Here is a 16,672-nt window from a genome sequence, read left to right on the forward strand (position 1 = left end):
ACTTGTCAAAGTAAAAGGTTCTCATCATAAATTAAAAAAAGATGGTAAGGTTGTTATTGTTCCACATCCTAAAAAAATCTTCCGATTGGAACAACACGCTCTATTGCACAACAAGCAGGATGGTTAAAAAAAAAGAAGAAAAATGAAGAGATTTTTTGCTCTTGTTCATAAAGATGAAGATTCTGCTTTTGGTGTTCAATTTCCTGATTTTGAGGGACTTTTTTCTGCTGCTGATAAGGAAGAAAATTTAATCGAAAATGCAACAGAAGCACTTCAACTTTATTGTGAAGATATGGATACAGTGCCTATTCCTTCAAAATTTGAAGAAGTGCATACAACGGAAATCTGTCAAAACAGCTTTGTCAGAAGGAGCTTTTTTAATACAATTCCCCTTTATTGAAAATGATGCAGAAGTGGTACGTATAAATATATCAATTGAACGACGGCTTTTACGTGCAATTGATGATTGTGCACAAGAAAGAGGTTTAACAAGATCTGCTTTTTTGGCAACAGCAGGCCTTCACGAGCTTAATATTTAGCTCATCAATCTGGAAAAATTTCTCACTCTAGATTTTTTTACAAAAGCGTGTAATTGCATATGATCTGCAAACTATTAATGAAAATCAAAAGGCAGCAGGCAAACAAAACGCTATAATTAAGAGAGATATAACTATCATTGATACCATATACACGGCATCTAATATTTCTGGACCTGTCATGGCCTTTCCCTCCTATAATAATTGCTCAATAATTTATAAAATCTAAAATGTCTTAGAAAATTCTATATATTCTATTTTAAAATAAAAAAATATAAAATATAGATTTTTTCTGTTGACAATATGTAAAAATTCTTATTTCATAATGATTCTGTATTGGTTAAATTGCATCCAAAATTCAAAAATGTTCCCAAAAATTCAGTAAAATATCATGCCTTTAATATAGCTAGAAAGCTCTGTTTTCTAGGTAATTCTGACTAATCTATTTTTCACAGAATAAAAATCAATATTTGACTAATGATGTCATTAATTATGACTCAAAAGGAGCAATGATGAAAGCAATCATCACGAAGCCAATGTGTATTGTTAGCGATAATAAGAGTATTGTTCGTTTTTAAACTTCAACACAAAATAATCCATTTGTTGAGGTTTCCAATCAAGTCTACGCACATCTCAAGCGCGCCAATGCTGCAAAACTTTTTGTTGAAGTCAAAACAACAGCAAAACCTGACAAGGCAGTTGAACAAATTAAGCAAATAGAACAAGACTCCACACAAACATCATATGAACCAGTGACAGAGAAAACCTCACTCGAAAAACCAAAAGCATCTAAAGCTTCCAAGTCATCAACACCTCCCCCCAAAAAAGGCTTAGAAGTTGAAGTTAATCATCCACCCAAAATGCTATCTTCAACAGGTGAAGGATATCTTCACAAGTCTTCAAGCCCCTCGCCTTAATTGGACTCTGCGTGATGCTGTAAACAACACAGCAAAACAAGTCGAACGCTTTACCGAAAAGCAAATTGCCAAAGTTACATCTGCCCAATCAAAGCGTATCAAAAAAGGGGGTTATATTAAAGAAAAAGCGACAGCAAAGTTTCTTGAGACAGATATCATTGGTTCTGGAACACTGATACCTCTTAATTTTTTTCAAGCAAGAGAAACAAAACGCGGTGTGGCTTACAAAATGTTTGGAAAAAAAGAAATCTTACCCCATGCTTTTATCAAGGGAGGCAGTTTTCCAAAGCGTGTTGAATTAAAAAAGCTGAATGGTAATGTATTTCAAAGAGTGGATAAAAATCAATTTCCCATTGCAACACAAGAAGTCCTCTCAATTGCTGGGGTGATGTCCAAGCCAGAGATTGCAAGTGCTATTGTAAAAAAAACAATGAAAGATTAATCAAAAACATACAGTATCAACTTACTCGTCAAGAATATGCTGCTAATAAGAAAGGCTAGATCATGTTCTCAAGCTATGTCTATGTACTCCACACCGTCATCTTATTACTTGACAAGATTCACGGAAAACATATATCGTTAAATTAAGTGCTTGAAAAACACTTAAGCGATTAGTAGATGAATTACGAAACAATCTTTCCCCGCATTTTAAAAATCGGTTATTTCTTATGCTCGAGATAGTATATGAAAGGCTCATCGGGTGCGGTTGTGCTAAAAAACACCCTTTTTAGGGAAAGCATAATGACAGACTTACTAGCGTGTTTTTCAGCGCCCAGCACTTTCTAATTAAAGTGTTAATGAAAAACGTCTAAGTAGTAAGAAGTTCACCCTGATCACCATCTGCTAGAATTGCATCAAGGGTAGCTGCTGCCAACTCAGGGTCATCATGGAATATTTCTGCCATTGCATCATCATGGTTACGGTCCTTCATTTTTGCACTCCTTTAATCTTTACGGTTTTGCCAATCACGCCAGCAAGCACATGCGCGAGTGATATCGGTCTCTTGTGTTTTTGTGGTGCCACCGCATATAGCAACAATACGATCTTTCCAGATTGGACATAATAAACTTGGTAGCTAGGACCAACATTAATACGCAATTCATGAACACCATCACGAAGCGGCTTGAAATCGCCAAAGCTTCCTTGTTCTAAACGATTAAAGCAACGAATAATTGCAGTTTTAGCCTGCATATCACGGAGCTTTCGCAGCCATTTAGCTATCAAGTCTTTGCCATCAGAGGTAAGGTTAGTGACGTATCTCAAAGATTATGTATATTCCCTTATAAACGAATACTTGTCAGGAGAGAAATTAAAAGTTGAGAAAAAATCTTCTTTTATTCCAATGAATAAGTAACATGAAGCTTAACCAAGCTATTTTTCCGAAGAAAAAAATCCAATTTTTATTTTACTATTCCTAAAAATACAGCCAAATAACGTTCAATTTCTACTATTTTATCTGTATGAATGAAGCCGAAAGCTGGACTAACTTTTTCACACCTTACTGTCATAATCTTATCAATCATTACTTGCGAAGGCTTTTGTAAACCATTTTTGTTGTCTGGTTGGAGAGTAATGCGGAGTAATGGCGCTGCAACAAGTGTACTTGTAATTGGTAAAACTGTTACGCTTGTATGTTCACTGGATTGATTAGCTTGAATGATCAATGCGGATCTTGGTTTACCAAAATCACCTTGCATAGCTATTGTTACGAGAGATCCGCGCATCATTCTGTCCAACCATCAACATCCATTAAAGATTGATTCATAAACAACTGTATAGATGTATCAGCTTTATCCATTTTTGCTACTAAGCGACATTGGCGACGACACTCTTCTGCAAAATTTGGCTGACGTGTATCTGGAACCCAAATCTGTATTAAGCGTAAACCTGCTTTTCTTTGCGCATTGCGATGTTTTTGAACCCGTTCATTAACGTGCATTGTACCTATAATAAAATCTCCACTATATTTCATGTAACGTATAACACAGAAAAAAGTTACATGAAACGAGATTTTTAAAAATGCAATAATTACAATTTTTAATATTCACTCATCCCCGCCTTGTGTGGAGCTTTTTATGGAGAATCATATGCGAAAAATATCATCAAAAGGACTTGCACTTATCAAACAATACTGGAAAACCTTTTGTTCATAAAAGCATGGCAATCACTGAAAAACAAGCAGAAGAACTTCTTTGCCAAGACTTAAGATAATTTGAGAATGCTGTTGAACGTGCTGTTACGGTTTCATTAACGGATGAACAATTCGCGGTATTAGTATCCTTTTTCTATAATGTAGGAATAGGAGCCTTTTGTAATTCGACACTGTTAAAAAAGCTCAATCAAGGTGAATATGAAGCTGTCCCTGCCAAGCTACAGAAATGGACCAAAGCAGGCGGAAAGCGTCTTGAAGATCTCGCTCACCGGCGCGCGGCAGAAACAGGCTTATGGGCAAAAGGGGCTTATATTTCCTCCAATTATCAAACAGTAGAAACGCAAGCATCAACGGGCTTTTTCAAAGCAGAAGCCCTTGCACCGATTATTGGTTTTTTCTCAGTTCTTGGTGGATTTTTAGCAGGTAATGGTCCAGTTCAATGAGCTTTGACTACTATTATGGTTTTAGCTGCATGTGCTGGCATTTTCTTTGTTGCTAAACGCTTTCAGGAGCACCGCCTATGATCTTATGGATGAAAAGAAATCTGATGATAACAAGCGCAGCTTTAGCCGCTTTTTTTATGATTTTAGCAAGAGCTTTTACTCTTGGGAAAAAAGCAGAGCAACAAAAACGAACAGAAAAAGCTTTAAAAGCAGCCACAACACGACTGGAGGTGAAAAATGAAGTTAATCAGAAAAGTGATACTGATGTGCGTGCTGCTTTCTCTGACTGGTTGCACGACAAATAAATATGCTTCTTCTTGTGTTGGCTGATTGCCAATTTATTTAGATAAGCAAGATCTGAACGCCATCAGTTCAAACTTAGCAAGAGAGATCTTAAAGCACAATAATCTAGGTGAACGCTTGTGTAGGTGGAAAAGTGGCTAGAAAAAAACACAAGACGATATAGAGCTTACAGAAACAGAAATCCTTCAAGAAATCATCATGACCTACAAAAGTGTAAAAGTGATGTCGCGCTTGATGAAATGGATTGTATTCATCCTCTTTTTGCTTATCCTTGATTTTGCTCGTCTTATGGATGTGATAGACAATGTCTGTGCACGTTTAAAACAGTGACTAACCAAAAACTGAAAGCTTTACCCTTCCCCGCTTTTAAAGCAAGGAATGAGAGATTATATCGTAATCTATCCGCTAATCGCTTCAGTGTTTCTTAGACACCTGACTCGATAATAGACATATTATCAAGCCTCTCCTGATATAAAAGACGCCCATTGTTCTAAGAGGACACGGTGCTGTTCTAAAAAATCCGTCCTCATGTAAGCCTTTGTCACTGACTTCTCAACTGAATACGCAAGAACAAATTCTACAATTTCAAATGGTGTTGACGTTGTCTCTGCTATCCAGTCCCGCAGAATCGATCTGAAACCATCAAGTCTATAATCAAAACCTTTGTCTTTCATGAATTTAGAAAGGACTACATCAGATATAAGCTTTCCAGAACTCTCAGCAAATAAAAAAACTTTTTTTTCTATTTTTTGCTTTTTCAATAACAGTAAACGCTTCAACTGTAAGCGGCACATGAAAATCAGAAACCTTTCCAACAATTCTCTTCATATTTTCTTTTGGGATAATCCATATCGATCACATAAATCTCTTCTAACCGAATATGCCTGATTGGCATAGAACGAACACCTGTCAAAATAAGAAGTTTTAAGGCTAGATTTGATACAAGCTCATTATTTTAAGATTGAAAAAACTTAGGCATTTCTTTCCATGACATTGCTGGAATATTTTGGTATTTTGAATAAACTTTTCTAATAAAGCTTTTGCTTTTAATTGCATATCCACATCTATACCAAGTGCCGTCGCATGTTTTATAGCTATATTCAAGCGGTATAGAGTTACTTGCTGTTTCGTTTTTTGTCTTCCAAATAGGAGAAATGCATCCTTTTATATCAATTTGCATCAGTTCAGTGATTGGCGTATCACCAAGTGTAGGAAAAGCATGTAACTCAAGAGGTATTAACCACCTTGCTGCTTTTCTTTCATTTTTCAATTCGTTTTTTTTTGCTTAAAACGCACTGGAGGCAATTTCTCGTAAAGAAATACCCCCATGCCCGACGAAAATTTTCTTTTTGTTTTCGGCAAATTGGGTCAATTTCGTGATCTAAAATATCACGACAAGATGAAACCTTGAACAGTGCTTCTTTTAAAGATACATTGCTACAAGAGCCTAATCCCATTTCTCATCGTCTTTTATTGAGGTAAAGTCTAAAAAACTATCATCCTTGATCTGGTGTAGTTTTGATAAGCCATAAAACAGCTCTATCAGCATATTTGCCTTTAGATAGATACAGATAAGACAGACAGTCTATCACGTGTTCTTGTTCTTCGAACCACCTTTTAAAAACCATCTTTTGAATCGCACTTAGAGCACTTTCATCTGGTACCAAGATTATATATAAAAAGCAATTTAATAAATAAAATAAAAACAATTAGTTATTAAATAGAAAAAAGATAAACCGCGCTATCAGATGATATTGCAGAGAGTTCTAAGGGAAGAAAAAATTGGTGCACAAACGTGCACGCTGCCCGCATCGCTCTATGTGAATTTTCTTTATTTTCTCATTACTTAGATAGTAAAAACTCTCTTTAAATTTACTGTTTGCAACTCTATAACGATATTATAAAATGATAACTGTAATAATATGAAAGACGAATTAATCCTTCTTTGCTAACAAATATTTCAACCACACCTCGTGAACTAAAAATTTTTCATTCTTAACAATTAAGAATCTGAGTAACTCTTCCTTACCTCCTCATTCTCACTCAAAGTCAAAGCTCCCTTTTTTCACCATAAAATAGTATTTGCAATGCATAAAATTAAAAAATAAAGGCCCTATCAAAGAAATAGGACCTTTTAAATTTAAGCTCCTTTATCCTACAAAACTAGAATTTGTAAGCTATTCCTGCGCGAAAATCATTCGTCTTATACTTAACTTCAATCTCGTCTTTAAATTTCTTTTTACCAAAATCTGAGTAACGATATTCCGCACGCACAACAAAATGGTCTGTCATTGCAAAATCAACACCACCACCGAGAGTATAACCCATCATCGTTTTTGTTACATCCGATGTCCTATTAAATGGCTCACTTCCCGTAATTACTGTCGACAGAATATCTTGAAACTGTCCATAAGCAACACCACCAGCAATATAAGGCATCACACGCCCTGCAGAAAACCCAACACGCACCCGTGTAGCACCTGTCCATTTTTGTTTTAACGTATGATTAAAAGTTAAACTGTCTTTCTCTTCTTTAGCCTCTGCAGCAGAGCGAGAAAAGCCTCTACCCTGTCTCCTGACAAGTTTTGCCCTTTTTCGACTTTTTTTTTCTGCACTTGCATCAGTATCACTACCCGATTCTTTAGTACCCGATCCTTCAGTACTAGGACCATCAGTACCAGTCCCACCAGCACTCGATTCATCAGCCTGAAATTTTGTTTTTGTATCCTTTTTTTCCGTTAAAACGATATCCGTATCAACCCCCATAATAAAATTATTACCGAGATCAAAATTAATACCCGCATAAAAACCACCTATAAACCCAGAAAGATCGGGCAGATACTGTTTCTCGATGGGGATCCATGGTTTACTTTTACTCTCCTCAGTATGATGGAGAGGAATATCAACATGAGGCGTTGTTGCAGAAATTTTACTTGAAAAGCCCCCAACTTGCCCCCCAAAATAAAAACCTGCCCAAGAAAAAGGTGAAGAAGCAAAAACTTCTGAGGCAACATGTACTGGCTCTTCGTGAGCCACCACATCTGCAGCATGTACTATAGAAGGTGAAATTAACGAAAAAACAGATGCTGTTATAAATTTTGTATTCATAAAATTATACCCCATTGCTAAATTTAAATATAATCAAAAATCACATTTAGAAAAACAAAGTTTTATAAAATCTTATGCCGCAAAATCGCATGTACTCCTTTATAGTTACATTTAAATCTATCACTATACTAATATATCATTACATCAAAATTTAATATTATCAAATAAATTTTAAAATATTATAATAATCAATACTTCAAATAATAAATATTTAATAAAAAAACTATTATATTTTTAAAAGGAGAAAATATAAAACATTTTGTATCAATAATACTGCAAAAAAATTACAAAATAGTACATTTTATGCATTTTTTATGAGAAAAAATGCATAAAATGATGTAATAATTTTTAGAAAATTGATATTCATTAAAAATATTATAAAAATACCTAAATATTCTTACACCCTAAATGCATACTGTAGATTCTACATAGTATAAAAACACATCTATTTTATACTAAAATCATACTTTTTTACCATTTTCTAAAGGATGTGTTTATTAATTACGCACAATATCATTATCCTTCTAAATCTTGTCTCTAAACACAAATTCTCAATCATTTTATTTAAAAATTGCTCTTCCCCTACTGATTTCTATAGTATCATCTGCCTTTATTGCAAAACGATCTTTATTAGGAAAAGTTATAAAACATCCCTTCATACAAATTGTAATTGTTTGATGAGTATTTAAAGAAATTGTTGAAGGTATACTTCCTTCAACAACAATAAGAGACTGTATCTTTAAATCAGTATTCTTCACTGTTGCAGCAAAAGCTGTTATGGTAAAAATACTTAACAGAATAACTGTAATCAAAGCATAAGTATATTTCAGCATTCTAAGATTCCTTCCTCAGAAAAATGCTTATATAGGCTAAATCGAAGAGCATTGGTTACATGAGAAGGTGAGGTAATATTAGGCACATAAATAGCCAAATTAAAGGAAAAACTCTTATGATCAAATGCAGTAAAACTCACCTGTGGGATAGGATTTTTTAAAACGCCTTCTGTCTCAGAAGCAATCTCTAACAAAATTTCAACAACATGCTCTGGAGCAACCTTAGATGATACAGTAACTGGTATATCAATTCGTCCTACTTTATTACGTCGTGTCCAATTACTAACGTTGTTATTAATAAGGCTTGAATTGGGAATAATAATTGTCTTACGCTGAATCGTCTCAAGTTCCGTTGCACGCACACTAATACGCTTAACAACACCAGCTACTGATCCAGATTCTATATAGTCTCCTATTTTAAATGGTCTTCCAACTAAAATAATAAGTCCAGAGACAAAGTTTTGGACAATATTCTGTAAACCAAAACCTATACCAAGTGAAAGTCCTCCAGCAATAAGAGCGAAATTTCTAAGATCCAAACCTGCCATTGATAATCCCGTCAAAGCAGATACAACAACGCCTCCATAACTTATCACTGTTTTGATAGAATTACGTATACCAGAATCGAACTCTCCATGAACCAACACAACACTATCTAACCAACCAATAAATCGGCGAATAAGAAACCAGCAAACACAAAAAGAAATAATTCCTGTTACAAGAGAAGTCAAAGAAAGAGTCATATTTCCAATCTGAAAACCGGTCACCGATTGCCACAAAACTGCTTTTAAATCAGAATAGGAAAATCCAAACTGTACAGCAATTGGCATTGTACAAAATATAACAACAAACAAATTGAGAAAAACGCTCACAAAAACTCCCAATTGATTCATCGTTTTTTCTTCTAAATGAAATCGCTGCATCAAAAGGTGACCAGCCGTTGTTTTCATCAATTGGCCTTTAGTTCCAAGTGCTTGAGCACTTTGTATTCCTAAATACATGAGAACTAAAAATACTCCATCAATCATAATTTGCTGCATAATAAAACGCGCAAGACCAACATAACCTAAAAAATTCAACACAAAGAGCAGTAACCCAAAGCCAATAAGAGGAATGCGTATATAAAATGGCCAAAAGTATGGCTCTTTTTTTTCTTCTTGAACACGCCTACGTCTAAACCGCAAAGGTACAAATGATATTATAAACAGCAATATCGCTATCAGAAAAACAGCAATAAAACTTTTAGCAATTGTCAAAGATAGAGGCGCTGAAATGATTTGATAAATACTATCAAGAACAGCGTCAAATGCCAAAATCCCCCCTAAAGAAGTGAGTAAAATCACTAATTGATAAGCAGACGATGGCGCAATACTGAAAAGACGCACATGGGGCTTATTCGATGATAAAAGAACAATCGCTAAGCGATTGATTAAAAATACTAAAATAATTTGGCAACCTATCATATCAAAAACTGTTGTAAGCCTACCTGGATCTAAGTTAAAACTACGAAACAAAAACAACACAAGATAAACGCAAAGAATACACACAAGTGAAGGTAAGAGAACTGAAATAAAGGCGATCAATAAGCGTTGTAAATAAGATATTTCCTCATTAGACTTCGTAAAATGGCAATACACATGAACAAGAACTTTTTGAGAAAAATACGAAAGTCCCAAAGTAATAAAAAGTGGAATTAAAAAGCAAAGAAATAGTTGTAAAAACTTGAAATAAAATATAAAATTCCACCAAGAATCTAACAACAAAAGAAAATCTGATGAAGCCTCTTTTGTTGTTTGGGCGAGATGCTGAACCATCGCAATCGAAAACTCAAGCCTATACGTAAGCGTGCGTTTAAAAAGCTCCCGAGATTGAGAAATAGAAAGTTCAGCTATTCTATTTGCCGCTAAGAAAATTGCCTCAAAACGAAGCATGATACTGTTAATTTTAGCTTTTTGCTCTATCAAGTAAGAATATTCCTTCACTGAGCTTTTCAGTTTTTTCACATCACGATGGAGCTCCGTTAATTGATCAAGAAGTGTATTAATCTCATTAAGAGGAGAACGCAAAACAAATGCTGCCTCAATAGCACGTTCACCGATATCTTGTGCACGTAACCGCAATTCTTCTAAAGCACGCTCATCTTCTGGCTTTCTGTCAAAATCTCTTTTTAAAGTTTCAGTATTTTCTTCAAGAGTCTTAATAATCAACAGTTGTTGTTGAATAATTTCATCAACTGAATAAGAAGCTATCGTTTGTTCGACAATTGTATTTTGTGCCCCCCTATTCCCCCATGCACCAGAATTAAATACAAAGATAATCCCCAAAAGAAGGAAAAGTATGTGGATATTTTTTCTACAAAATGAATACATATCTACCTTGCAAGAACAAAAAGGATTTTATTCCTCTCTTTTAAATATGCTATAAAATAGATATAAATATGCTATAAAATAGATATTTTCAACTTTTATAGAATAATCTTATAAAAGCTTTCCCTTATCCTATAATACTGGTAATAAGATAAAAGAATTAAATAAGATGAACTCAATAAGATTAAAGAAGGCACTCTAGCATGTTTTTTTTGCACCTTTATTGCAAAAAAGAAGATTTTCTTCCTTTGACAACTTGGATTTTTCTATCCAGTTTAGGTGTATTCTTGACGAACAACCTAGGAATGCGTGCTTATTTAATCAAACAATCACACACCAATAATATCATTAAAACGAATAGATTTGATTTACACAATAAGTGTGATCAGGTGAATGTTACCACAACTGAAAACAAAAAACTTGTAACATGCCATACAGAATCTATTTTTATGAGAACCTTTCAAAGAATCCTAGCATTGGATTTCTTTTTAATAAAGATTCCAGCTGTTGACACACAATTTCGTAGCGTTAAAACGCAATATTTCTCAAATAAACGCGCTCCCCCCAATGAACAACACTTAATCCTCTTCCTTGAATTATAAAAACGATCATCTTATTTTACTTGTGCTTTTAACTTTGAATAACTGTTAGATTGCCTATTTGCGGAATATATCATGCGTACACCTAATTGGTTAACTGCCCTTTATTGTTTTATTCTCTTAGGCAGCATTTATGTTGCCTTACCCAATTTATTTTCACACGAACAAGTTAAAAACTCGAAATTCTTACCCGACACCCGTGTAGCACTTGGTCTTGACCTTCAAGGAGGCTCTTCTCTCCTGCTCGAGGTTGATAGCAAAACGTTAAAACACGATCAGTTACACACAGTTTTAAGCAGTGTACGCAATACATTGCGTGAAAAACAAATCCGCACCTTAAGTGTGCGTATTGTTGAAGATAGCGTTATTGCCCTTATTTCTGACCCATCACAAACTGAAAAAGCGCTCTCTGCTTTGAAAACATTAATAACTCCCATACATAGTAGCTTTGGCACAACAGAACATAACATCGCGATCAGTGCTCAAAATGAAACTCTCCGCGTCACATTAACGGAAGCTGGTATAAAAGACCGTGTAAGCAATGCTATTGAACAAAGCTTAGAAATCATCCGTCGCCGTATAGATCAAGTTGGTGTTTCAGAACCAGCCATCCAAAAGATTGGAAATGATCGTATTATGGTCCAATTGCCTGGCCTACAAGATCCCAAACAACTGCGTGATCTCTTAGGAACAACCGCTAAGATGAGTTTTCATCTTGTTCCTTCTAATGTGGACCCCAATAATCCCCCTATAGGTGTTTCTATTCTCCCTGGATATACAGATGAGACACAACATTATGCAATTTATGATCAAATCGCTTTAGATGGAAATGTCCTGAAAGATGCCCGTGCAGGTTTTGACCCCCAAATACCAGGACGTTCTATTATTTCATTTACTCTAGATTCCGCTGGCGCTAAAATATTTGCCGATATAACACGACAAAATATTAACCGTCCTTTTGCTATTGTTCTGGATAATAAAGTTTTAACGGCGCCTACCATCAATAGTGTCATTCCCAATGGACAAGGTCAAATTACAGGAAACTTTGATCCCAAAGAAGCCTCAACTCTGGCTGCCCTGCTCCGCGCTGGTTCCCTCCCCGCACCGCTCACGGTCATTGAAGAGAGAACCGTAGGTCCCAATCTTGGTGCTGATGCCATCCAAATGGGACTTTACACCGGCGTTATCGGCTTTATTCTTGTTGCAATTTTTATTTTTCTTCTCTACCGTATTTGGGGATTAATTGCCAATATAGCACTAGCCCTCCACACGATTTTAACATTTGCTGCCCTGAGCCTCCTCGGTGCTACGCTTACACTGCCTGGTATTGCTGGTATTATTTTAGGCATTGGTATTGCCGTTGATGCTAATATTCTCATCAATGAACGTATCCGTGAAGAAAGTCGAAAAGGTGTGAGTGCTTTTGCAGCTTTAGATCGTGGATTTAAACAAGCTTTTGCAACCATTGTTGATGCAAATGTTACTGCAATTATAGCGACTGTCTTACTATTTTGGTTCGGTACCGGTCCCGTTCGTGGTTTTGCCGTAACAATGTTGCTTGGTATTATCATCTCCATGTTTACGAATATCACCATTGTACGCATCATCATGATTTGGATCGTTCGTAAATGGAAAATTAAAAAGTTGCATATTCACTCTGCTTTCAATATCATGCCACAAAACACAACTTTCCACTTTATGAAAGCACGTTTCATTGGTATTGGCGTCTCAATTGTTTTATCAATAGCTTCAGTTTTTCTCTTTTTTAAGCCTGGGTTGAATTTCGGAATTGATTTCATTGGTGGAAGCCAAATGAGTATTACCACGAAAGCACCAGCAGATCTAGCAACTCTGCGTTCCAAGCTTTCTACTCTTAATGTTGGTGAAGTTTCCTTGCAAAATATTGATAACGAAAATACCGTATTAATTCGCATGCAGAAACAAAGCGGTAGCGAAGCACAACAAACCATCGCCATTGATAAGGTTAAAACAGCTGTACAAAATATCTATCCCGATACCACATTCGATCAAATAGAAGTTGTTGGTCCCAAAATTTCAGGCGAGCTTGCCACAGCTGCTTTTACTGCTGTTATTCTTGCGGCGATTGCCATGTCTCTCTATATATGGCTCCGCTTCGAGTGGTTCTTTGCCGTTGGAGCCATTGTCACACTCATTCTAGACACCACAAAAATGATTGGCTTTTTTGCTTTATTTCAATTTGATTTTAATTTAACGGCTATCGCTGCACTCTTAACAATTGTTGGATATTCTATAAATGATAAAGTTGTCGTCTATGATAGAATGCGCGAAAATATGCGTCTTTATAAAAAAATGCCGTTGCGTGAGCTGATTGATCTGTCCATTAATCAGGTTCTTGTACGTTGTTTTTTTACATCAGCCACAACAATTCTTGCGATGCTCCCCATGGCGATATGGGGTGGAAGTGCTGTTCATAATTTTGCATTGCCCATGGTCTTTGGGATTATTATTGCAACATCATCCTCTATCTTTATTGCTGCTCCTATTTTACTCCTGCTAGGAAATTGGTGGCGTGAGCGAAATAATCGTGCAAATACCAAAGTGAAATAAAAATGCCCTTTAATGCGTATGATACATCTCGCCTCTCTTCTCATAGAAATATAGTCGTTTTCATTCATTCGCTTTTTGATCAAGAATAGTAATAATCCATGCTCCACGACACACCACTTATCACAACTATTGTTGCAGGCTTATGTTTAGCATTTCTCTTGGGAATGATTGCGAGCCGTTTACGTATTTCACCACTTGTAGGCTATTTATTAGCTGGTGTTATTGTGGGACCCAATACAGGCGGATTTAAAATAGATTCCGTCATCATTAATCAACTTGCTGAAATTGGTATTATTTTGCTGATGTTTGGTGTTGGGCTCCACTTTTCATTAAAAGACCTTTTATCTGTCAAAGCTATTGCTGTCCCCGCCGCTATTGCACAAATAGTATTTTCTACTTTTCTAGGTTTGTGCCTTGGTCTGATTATGGGATGGGGCTTTAGTGGTAGTTTGATCTTCGGTCTTGCTTTATCCATAGCTAGTACCGTTATCCTGCTACGGGCTTTGCAAGAGCGTCATCTTATTGAAACAGAAAAAGGACGCATTGCCGTTGGATGGTTGATTATTGAGGATTTAGCAATGGTCCTTATACTTGTCCTCATCCCTTCCTTGGCAAGTGCCCTCAGCAATACCAAAAAAGAAGCGTTGGATCCTCTTGTTCAATGGTTGGATTTAAGTATTTGGGGTATTTTTGGTCTCACCATCCTGAAAGTAATTGTATTTATTGCACTTATGCTTGTCATTGGGCGACGCGTTATCCCATGGCTTTTAAAAATGAGCGCACAATCGGGATCACGTGAATTATTTCGTCTTAGCGTCTTTGCTATTGCATTAGGAGTAGCTTTCGGAGCCGCTCATTTATTTGGTGTTTCTCTTTCTCTTGGTGCTTTTTTTGCTGGTATGGTCATGAGCGAATCAGAATTAAGCCACCGTGCCGCTGAAGAATCTTTACCACTGCGAGATGCCTTTTCTGTTCTCTTTTTTGTTTCTGTAGGCATGTTATTTGACCCAGAGAAACTTTTAACTCATTTTTTCCCTCTCTTAGCAACCTTATTCATTATCGTAATCGGAAAATCTGCTATTGCCTTTTTCATCGTTAAGGCTTTTCGCTATTCTAATGCAACAGCTTTGACTATTTCTGCAAGCCTTGCCCAAATTGGAGAATTTTCCTTTATCCTTGCTGGTTTAAGTTTAAGCTTAGGACTTTTAAACAATGACGCTCATGATTTAATTCTTGGAGGAGCAATTTTTTCTATTTTGCTCAATCCTCTTGTTTTCATTGCCTGTAATAAAATTAAAAAACGTTTAGAAAAAAATTCTGCAGCTTCACAAAATACCCAAACAATTATTGATATTGATCCACAAGATCCTGACCAAGACTTTTTACCGATAACATTAAAAAATAACCATATCGTAATTATTGGCTATGGTCGTATCGGTAAGTGTGTTGCATTATCTTTAATAAATAGAGGTGATCCTATAGTGATTGTAGAAGAATCAAAACGCCTCTCTGATAAAGCGATTGCAGATGGATTTGAGACTATTTGCGGCAATATCATTCAACAAGAAATAATGAACGCAGCAAATATAAATAATGCACATAAAGTTGTTATTACAATGCGAAGTACCATTGAAGTAGGAGAATGTATCGTGAATATACGTGATATGAAGAAAGATATCCAGATAATCACACATGCATTATCTGACACAGAAACAACATATCTCATTGATTTAGGAGCTGATGTTGTAGTAACAGATGATGAAGAAATTGCCAATGGCATTATAGAGTATATAACAGAACGAAGATCTGTAAGGAATATGCTCAATCATGAAAATTTACAGAAAACATAAAATGGATACAGAATCATGAAAATAAAGCAATTTATATGGCCATTGATTGGTATCTTAGCAATGCTGGTGTCTATTCGGATCCTTTATATGAAGCTCTCTGCCATTTCATTTGGGGACGTATTGGAGCGCTTGAGCGATTTAAATGCACAGCACTGGTTATTAGCCTGTTTATGTTCTCTCCTAGCTTATGCTGCTCTTGCTGGATATGATCGAATTGCCTTACAACATCTAGGCCATAAAATTTCTTGGATTTTTATCGCTATATGTTCATTTACAACCTACGCTCTTTCACACAATATCGGTGCTTCAGTTTTTTCTGGTGCCGTTGTGCGCTATCGCGCCTATAAAATGAAAGGATTAAACGGAACAGAAATCGCAATATTAGTAGGTTTTTGCTCTTTTACTTTTGTAATCGGAACAATCTTACTTTTGGGAATCGTTTTGGTGCTGCAACCCGAAATTATCACTCTCATTCATAAAGAACTTCCCGAATGGCTAGGAACAACGGCTGGAGCAATTTTACTCAGCTGTATAGCACTTTATACGTTTGGTAGCTGGCTTCAGTTAAAACCCTTACGCGTGGGTAAGAAAATTCAACTTTCCTACCCACGGCTGAAAATTGTTATTCAACAGCTTCTCATTAGCCCTCTAGAGCTTTTAGGAGCAGCTGGAATTATATATGCTGTTCTCCCACACAACGCAGATGTTCATTTTATCTCTGTTCTTGGTGTTTTCCTAACATCTTTTACGATAACTCTTCTCTCTAATGCTCCAGCAGGAGGAGTAGGAGTTCTGGAAGCTCTCTTCATAACAGGCATGCCCAATATGAATCCAGCTGATGTTATTGCAGCACTTATTGTCTTTAGAATGTTTTATTTGATTATACCGCTCATCATTTCATTATTTGTGGTCGCCATTTTTGAAGCGCACCAATATTGGAAAAGAGCCCCTAAAACACCACCTGAATAAACAAAAG

At 36.0% G+C, this 16,672-nt stretch carries 15 protein-coding genes and 5 pseudogenes; 11 read left to right on the top strand and 9 right to left on the bottom strand.

Annotated elements, in window-relative coordinates:
• The 4 pseudogenes from ACFIJJ_RS05655 to ACFIJJ_RS05670 all read left to right on the top strand — a co-directional run.
• Positions 1-171 (top strand): annotated as a pseudogene (locus tag ACFIJJ_RS05655) (type II toxin-antitoxin system HicA family toxin); the annotation flags it as partial.
• Positions 143-539, top strand: a pseudogene (locus tag ACFIJJ_RS05660) (type II toxin-antitoxin system HicB family antitoxin). The pseudogenes ACFIJJ_RS05655 and ACFIJJ_RS05660, both read left to right, overlap by 29 nt.
• Positions 540-1,048: 509 nt before the next feature.
• A pseudogene (locus ACFIJJ_RS05665) lies at positions 1,049-1,363 on the top strand (hypothetical protein); the annotation flags it as partial.
• Positions 1,364-1,373: 10 nt separating this feature from the next.
• Positions 1,374-1,954, top strand: a pseudogene (locus ACFIJJ_RS05670) (hypothetical protein).
• A 307-nt stretch (positions 1,955-2,261) separates the two neighbouring features.
• On the opposite strand, the gene ACFIJJ_RS05675 reads toward ACFIJJ_RS05670, so the two are convergent.
• From ACFIJJ_RS05675 to ACFIJJ_RS05690, 4 genes are all read right to left on the bottom strand, one after another.
• Entirely contained in the window at positions 2,262-2,384 is a 123-nt protein-coding gene (locus tag ACFIJJ_RS05675; protein WP_375646297.1) for a hypothetical protein, read from the bottom strand.
• Entirely contained in the window at positions 2,381-2,716 is a 336-nt protein-coding gene (locus ACFIJJ_RS05680; protein WP_375646298.1) for a type II toxin-antitoxin system RelE/ParE family toxin, read from the bottom strand. The genes ACFIJJ_RS05675 and ACFIJJ_RS05680 overlap by 4 nt, the downstream gene beginning before the upstream one ends.
• A 137-nt stretch (positions 2,717-2,853) precedes the next feature.
• A complete protein-coding gene (locus ACFIJJ_RS05685) occupies positions 2,854-3,177 on the bottom strand; it encodes a type II toxin-antitoxin system PemK/MazF family toxin (protein ID WP_375646327.1) in 324 nt (107 codons plus the stop codon).
• Positions 3,177-3,401 (bottom strand): antitoxin MazE family protein, encoded by a 225-nt coding sequence (locus ACFIJJ_RS05690; protein WP_375646328.1) that lies wholly within the window; start codon positions 3,399-3,401, stop codon positions 3,177-3,179. Before ACFIJJ_RS05690 ends, ACFIJJ_RS05685 begins: the two co-directional genes overlap by 1 nt.
• Before the next feature lie 134 nt (positions 3,402-3,535).
• Here ACFIJJ_RS05690 and ACFIJJ_RS05695 point away from each other — a divergent pair.
• From ACFIJJ_RS05695 to ACFIJJ_RS05705, 3 genes and pseudogenes are all read left to right on the top strand, one after another.
• Positions 3,536-4,129 (top strand): annotated as a pseudogene (locus ACFIJJ_RS05695) (lysozyme).
• Positions 4,126-4,353: a hypothetical protein gene (locus ACFIJJ_RS05700; RefSeq protein WP_375646300.1), complete on the top strand. Its 228-nt coding sequence runs from the start codon at positions 4,126-4,128 to the stop codon at positions 4,351-4,353. Before ACFIJJ_RS05695 ends, ACFIJJ_RS05700 begins: the two are co-directional and overlap by 4 nt.
• Positions 4,354-4,549: 196 nt before the next feature.
• On the top strand, positions 4,550-4,681 hold the full coding sequence (locus tag ACFIJJ_RS05705) for a hypothetical protein (RefSeq protein WP_375646301.1): 132 nt from the start codon (positions 4,550-4,552) through the stop codon (positions 4,679-4,681).
• A 125-nt stretch (positions 4,682-4,806) separates the two neighbouring features.
• Here ACFIJJ_RS05705 and ACFIJJ_RS05710 read toward each other — a convergent pair whose 3' ends face one another.
• From ACFIJJ_RS05710 to ACFIJJ_RS05730, 5 genes are all read right to left on the bottom strand, one after another.
• Complete coding sequence (locus ACFIJJ_RS05710; protein ID WP_375646302.1) at positions 4,807-5,145, bottom strand: hypothetical protein; 339 nt, start codon at positions 5,143-5,145, stop codon at positions 4,807-4,809.
• Positions 5,146-5,306: 161 nt separating this feature from the next.
• The gene (locus ACFIJJ_RS05715; RefSeq protein WP_375646304.1) at positions 5,307-5,621 is read right to left on the bottom strand and encodes a phage integrase central domain-containing protein; all 315 of its coding nucleotides are present in this window, start codon (positions 5,619-5,621) and stop codon (positions 5,307-5,309) included.
• Between the two features lie 893 nt (positions 5,622-6,514).
• The gene (locus ACFIJJ_RS05720; RefSeq protein WP_375623589.1) at positions 6,515-7,459 is read right to left on the bottom strand and encodes a porin; all 945 of its coding nucleotides are present in this window, start codon (positions 7,457-7,459) and stop codon (positions 6,515-6,517) included.
• 560 nt (positions 7,460-8,019) lie between these two features.
• Positions 8,020-8,292 (bottom strand): hypothetical protein, encoded by a 273-nt coding sequence (locus tag ACFIJJ_RS05725; RefSeq protein WP_375623591.1) that lies wholly within the window; start codon positions 8,290-8,292, stop codon positions 8,020-8,022.
• Positions 8,286-10,661, bottom strand: a complete 2,376-nt coding sequence (locus ACFIJJ_RS05730) for a mechanosensitive ion channel domain-containing protein (protein WP_375646305.1) — start codon at positions 10,659-10,661, stop codon at positions 8,286-8,288. Before ACFIJJ_RS05730 ends, ACFIJJ_RS05725 begins: the two co-directional genes overlap by 7 nt.
• Positions 10,662-10,861: 200 nt before the next feature.
• Here ACFIJJ_RS05730 and ACFIJJ_RS05735 point away from each other — a divergent pair, with 200 nt between their 5' ends.
• From ACFIJJ_RS05735 to ACFIJJ_RS05750, 4 genes are all read left to right on the top strand, one after another.
• Entirely contained in the window at positions 10,862-11,260 is a 399-nt protein-coding gene (locus ACFIJJ_RS05735) for a hypothetical protein (protein ID WP_375646306.1), read from the top strand.
• Between the two features lie 72 nt (positions 11,261-11,332).
• A complete protein-coding gene (gene secD / locus ACFIJJ_RS05740) occupies positions 11,333-13,846 on the top strand; it encodes a protein translocase subunit SecD (RefSeq protein ID WP_375623598.1) in 2,514 nt (837 codons plus the stop codon).
• A gap of 98 nt (positions 13,847-13,944) precedes the next feature.
• Positions 13,945-15,696 (top strand): YbaL family putative K(+) efflux transporter, encoded by a 1,752-nt coding sequence (gene ybaL, locus ACFIJJ_RS05745; protein WP_375646307.1) that lies wholly within the window; start codon positions 13,945-13,947, stop codon positions 15,694-15,696.
• 15 nt (positions 15,697-15,711) lie between these two features.
• The gene (locus tag ACFIJJ_RS05750) at positions 15,712-16,665 is read left to right on the top strand and encodes a YbhN family protein (RefSeq protein ID WP_375623602.1); all 954 of its coding nucleotides are present in this window, start codon (positions 15,712-15,714) and stop codon (positions 16,663-16,665) included.
• Positions 16,666-16,672: the final 7 nt, after the last annotated feature.

Origin of the sequence: Bartonella sp. TT29SHDZB (genome assembly GCF_042193395.1) — a bacterium.
In the GTDB taxonomy this organism is placed as follows: Bacteria; Pseudomonadota; Alphaproteobacteria; order Rhizobiales; family Rhizobiaceae; genus Bartonella.